Origin of the sequence: Vibrio sp. 10N.261.52.A1, from assembly GCF_002876325.1 — a bacterium.
Lineage (GTDB): Bacteria > Pseudomonadota > Gammaproteobacteria > Enterobacterales > Vibrionaceae > Vibrio > Vibrio chagasii.
The window spans coordinates 1-3,854 of the sequence record NZ_MCYD01001330.1 but is presented as its reverse complement, the minus strand read 5'-3'; the positions used below and the strand labels follow the sequence as shown (position 1 = coordinate 3,854).

2 protein-coding genes and 1 pseudogene are annotated in these 3,854 nt (G+C 46.3%); all 3 read left to right on the top strand.

Annotated elements, in window-relative coordinates; translation table 11 throughout:
• Nucleotides 1–724: pseudogene (locus BCT81_RS27450) on the top strand (PrkA family serine protein kinase); the annotation flags it as partial.
• A gap of 101 nt (nucleotides 725–825) precedes the next feature.
• Entirely contained in the window at nucleotides 826–2,097 is a 1,272-nt protein-coding gene (locus tag BCT81_RS27445; RefSeq protein ID WP_004737401.1) for a YeaH/YhbH family protein, read from the top strand.
• Between the two features lie 11 nt (nucleotides 2,098–2,108).
• The gene (locus BCT81_RS27440; protein ID WP_102426508.1) at nucleotides 2,109–3,671 is read left to right on the top strand and encodes a SpoVR family protein; all 1,563 of its coding nucleotides are present in this window, start codon (nucleotides 2,109–2,111) and stop codon (nucleotides 3,669–3,671) included.
• The last annotated feature ends 183 nt before the right edge of the window (nucleotides 3,672–3,854 follow it).

Sequence of the window (3,854 nt, the reverse complement as noted above, 5' to 3'; positions counted from 1 at the left end):
AGAGTACCGCGACTACGCAGGTGTAGACGAAGGTATGTCTGGTCTATCGACTCGTTTCGCCTTTAAGATTCTATCTCGCGTGTTTAACTTCGACCAAGCCGAAGTGGCTGCTAACCCGGTTCACCTGTTCTACGTCATTGAACAACAAATTGAACGTGAGCAATTCCCTCAAGAAACCGCCGAGAAGTACCTTGAGTTCTTGAAAGGATATCTAGTGCCACGCTACGTAGAGTTCATCGGCAAAGAAATTCAAACCGCTTACCTAGAGTCTTACTCTGAGTACGGTCAGAATATCTTCGACCGCTATGTAACCTACGCAGACTTCTGGATCCAAGACCAAGAGTACCGCGACCCAGAAACAGGCCAGCTATTTGACCGTGCTTCTCTAAATGGTGAGCTAGAGAAAATCGAGAAAACAGCCGGTATCAGTAACCCTAAAGACTTCCGAAATGAGATTGTGAACTTTGTGCTTCGTGCCAAAGCGAACAATAACGGTCAAAATCCAGTTTGGACCAGCTACGAGAAACTGCGCACTGTGATTGAAAAGAAAATGTTCTCTAACACAGAAGAGCTGCTTCCTGTTATCTCGTTCAACGCTAAGACCTCAACGGATGATCAGAAAAAGCACGACGACTTCGTTGCTCGTATGATGGAAAAAGGCTACACCGAGAAACAAGTGAGACTGCTATCTGAGTGGTACCTAAGAGTTCGTAAATCCTCATAACTAAACGGTATAGAGCTGCTCATGTGGGCAGCTCGTACCAACCAATAACTCTTATACCCGTGTAAAAGTAGGATCGCGACATCAGCTGAGAGGGAGTTCTTATGGCACAATTTATCGATCGAAGGCTCAATGGCAAGAATAAGAGTGCTGTAAACAGACAGCGCTTCTTACGACGCCATAAAGAGCAAATCAAAGAATCTGTGGCCGATGCAGTCAACCGACGCTCAATCACCAACACTGAAACTGGTGAGGACGTCACTATTCCTCATAAAGACATCAAAGAACCAAGCTTTCACCAAGGTCAAGGTGGCGTAAGAGAACGCGTGCACCCTGGTAATGATCAATTCATCACCGGCGATAAAATCGAGCGCCCGAAAGGTGGTGGTCAAGGTGGTGGCTCAGGCCAAGGGGATGCTAGCCCAGATGGCGAAGGCCAAGATGAGTTTACTTTCCAAATATCAAAAGACGAGTACCTGGACATTCTGTTTGAAGATCTCGCTCTGCCTAACCTAGAAAAAAATCAGGTCAACAAGATCACTGAATGGAAAACCCACCGCTCTGGTTACCAAAGCGCAGGTATTCCATCCAACATCGCGATTGTTCGCTCACTGCAACAGTCACTTGCTCGTCGAACCGCAATGACAGCAGGTCGAAAACGCGATTTAAAAACGCTAATGGACCAACTCGATCAAGTTCAAATGACTGAGCCCGCTCAACCGTTCGAAGAAGCTCGAATCAAGGAAGAGATTGCCGAGCTACGTAAAAAAATCGATAGCGTGCCGTTCATCGATACCTTCGATTTACGTTACAAAAACTACGAGAAACGCCCTATTCCATCTAGCCAAGCGGTGATGTTCTGCTTGATGGATGTGTCTGGCTCAATGGACCAAGCCACTAAAGACATCGCAAAACGTTTCTATGTGCTGCTGTATCTATTCCTTAATCGCACCTACGAAAATGTCGATGTGGTGTTTATTCGTCACCATACTCAAGCCAAAGAAGTCGACGAGCATGAGTTTTTCTACTCACAAGAGACCGGTGGCACCATTGTATCGAGCGCCTTGAAGCTGATGAAAGAAATTGTTGCTGACCGTTACCCGGCTAATGAGTGGAACATCTATGCAGCGCAAGCTTCTGATGGTGATAACTGGGCAGATGACTCACCACGCTGTAAAGAGTTACTGGTCAATACGCTTCTGCCGACTTGCCAATACTACTCGTACATCGAAATCACGCGTCGCTCACACCAAACGCTCTGGCATGAGTATGAGAAGTTAGAAGCGAGCTTCGACAACTTCGCCATGAAAAACATCAAAACAGTGGATGATATCTTCCCTGTGTTTAGAGAACTGTTCCAGAAAGAGACAGCGTAAGGGGGCTTGCCATGACAGCGAAATCAAACGTTGCAGAGAAAGACAAAGCTGCACCAAAAAACAACGACAAGATGCTGCCTGATGGTCCAGATTGGACGTTCAACCTCTTAGAGCGATACCACGTGGAAATTAAGCGTGTGGCGCAGCATTACCGACTAGACACTTACCCTAACCAAATCGAAGTGATCACTTCTGAACAGATGATGGATGCGTACTCAAGTATCGGTATGCCTATTAATTACAACCACTGGTCATTTGGTAAGAAGTTCATTCAAACCGAACAAAACTACAAGCACGGTCAAATGGGGCTCGCGTATGAAATCGTGATCAACTCAGACCCTTGTATCGCCTACCTAATGGAAGAGAATACCGTGACGATGCAAGCGCTAGTAATGGCGCACGCTTGTTACGGCCATAACTCTTTCTTCAAGGGAAATTACCTGTTCCAAACGTGGACAGATGCAAGCTCAATCATCGACTACTTGTTATTTGCTAAGAAGTACATCAATGATTGTGAAGAGAAATACGGCGTTTCAGAAGTCGAACAACTGCTCGATTCTTGCCACGCACTAATGAATTACGGCGTCGACAGATATAAGCGCCCGGAGAAGATCTCCATCGCGGAGGAAACCGCTCGCCAAGAAGAACGTGAGGCTTACCTGCAATCTCAAGTCAACGAACTGTGGCGCACAGTGCCACAAAACCGCGACAAAGAGGAAGAGCAGAAAGTACGCTTCCCAAGTGAGCCACAAGAGAACATTCTTTACTTCATAGAGAAGAATGCGCCTTTACTGGAGCCTTGGCAGCGTGAATGTGTACGTATTGTTCGTAAGGTCAGCCAGTACTTCTACCCTCAGAAACAGACTCAGGTAATGAATGAGGGCTGGGCAACCTTCTGGCACTACACCATTCTTAACCATCTGTACGATGAAGGCTTGGTCAGTGATAAGTTCATCTTAGAATTCCTACACAGCCACACTAGCGTGGTCGCACAACCCGCCTACAACAGCTCTTATTTCAGTGGCATAAACCCATACGCGCTTGGCTTTGCGATGTTTAGAGACATCCGCCGTATCTGTGAAGAACCAACCGATGAAGACCGAGAGTGGTTCCCTGAATTGGCAGGATCAGATTGGCTAGAAGCGGTACACTTTGCGATGCACAACTTCAAAGATGAAAGCTTCATCAGCCAATATCTTTCTCCGAAAATCATTCGAGACTTTAAGCTGTTTGCTGTGCTCGATGATGACCGAAAAAATACCATTGAAGTGAGTGCAATTCATGATGACCCAGGCTATCGCCTGATCCGTGAAAAGCTTGCGGCGCAATACAATCTCAGCAACCTTGAACCCAACATTCAGGTATTCAATGTAGATGTACGCGGCGATCGTTCAATGACACTCCAATATGTCCCTCATGACCGCATTCCTCTTGATAAAGGCTACGACGAGGTGATGAAGCACTTATATCGCTTATGGGGCTTTGACGTGATTTTAGAAGAGGTCAAAGACACAGGTCATAGGGAGATTCTGACTACTTGCCCGAAACGTAATGATTACGGAGCAAAAATCTAATACCCATCGCCGTTAATCGGTAATGGGTATAAGACTCCGCTCCCCCTACAACATAGTGGTCACCCGCTCGGAAGTGGAGCAACAAAAAAGCGCATAAGTCGTCGACTTATGCGCTTTCCTTTTAAGCTTCTTTTGGCTCTTACTTCTTGAGCTCTAGCGTCTTAAACGAACACTATTAAACGA

Bases quoted from the DNA above. Each gene is read 5' to 3' on its own strand.
- BCT81_RS27445 (WP_004737401.1), top strand. From the start codon at position 826: ATGGCACAATTTATCGATCGAAGGCTCAATGGCAAGAATAAGAGTGCT.
- BCT81_RS27440 (WP_102426508.1), top strand. From the start codon at position 2,109: ATGACAGCGAAATCAAACGTTGCAGAGAAAGACAAAGCTGCACCAAAA.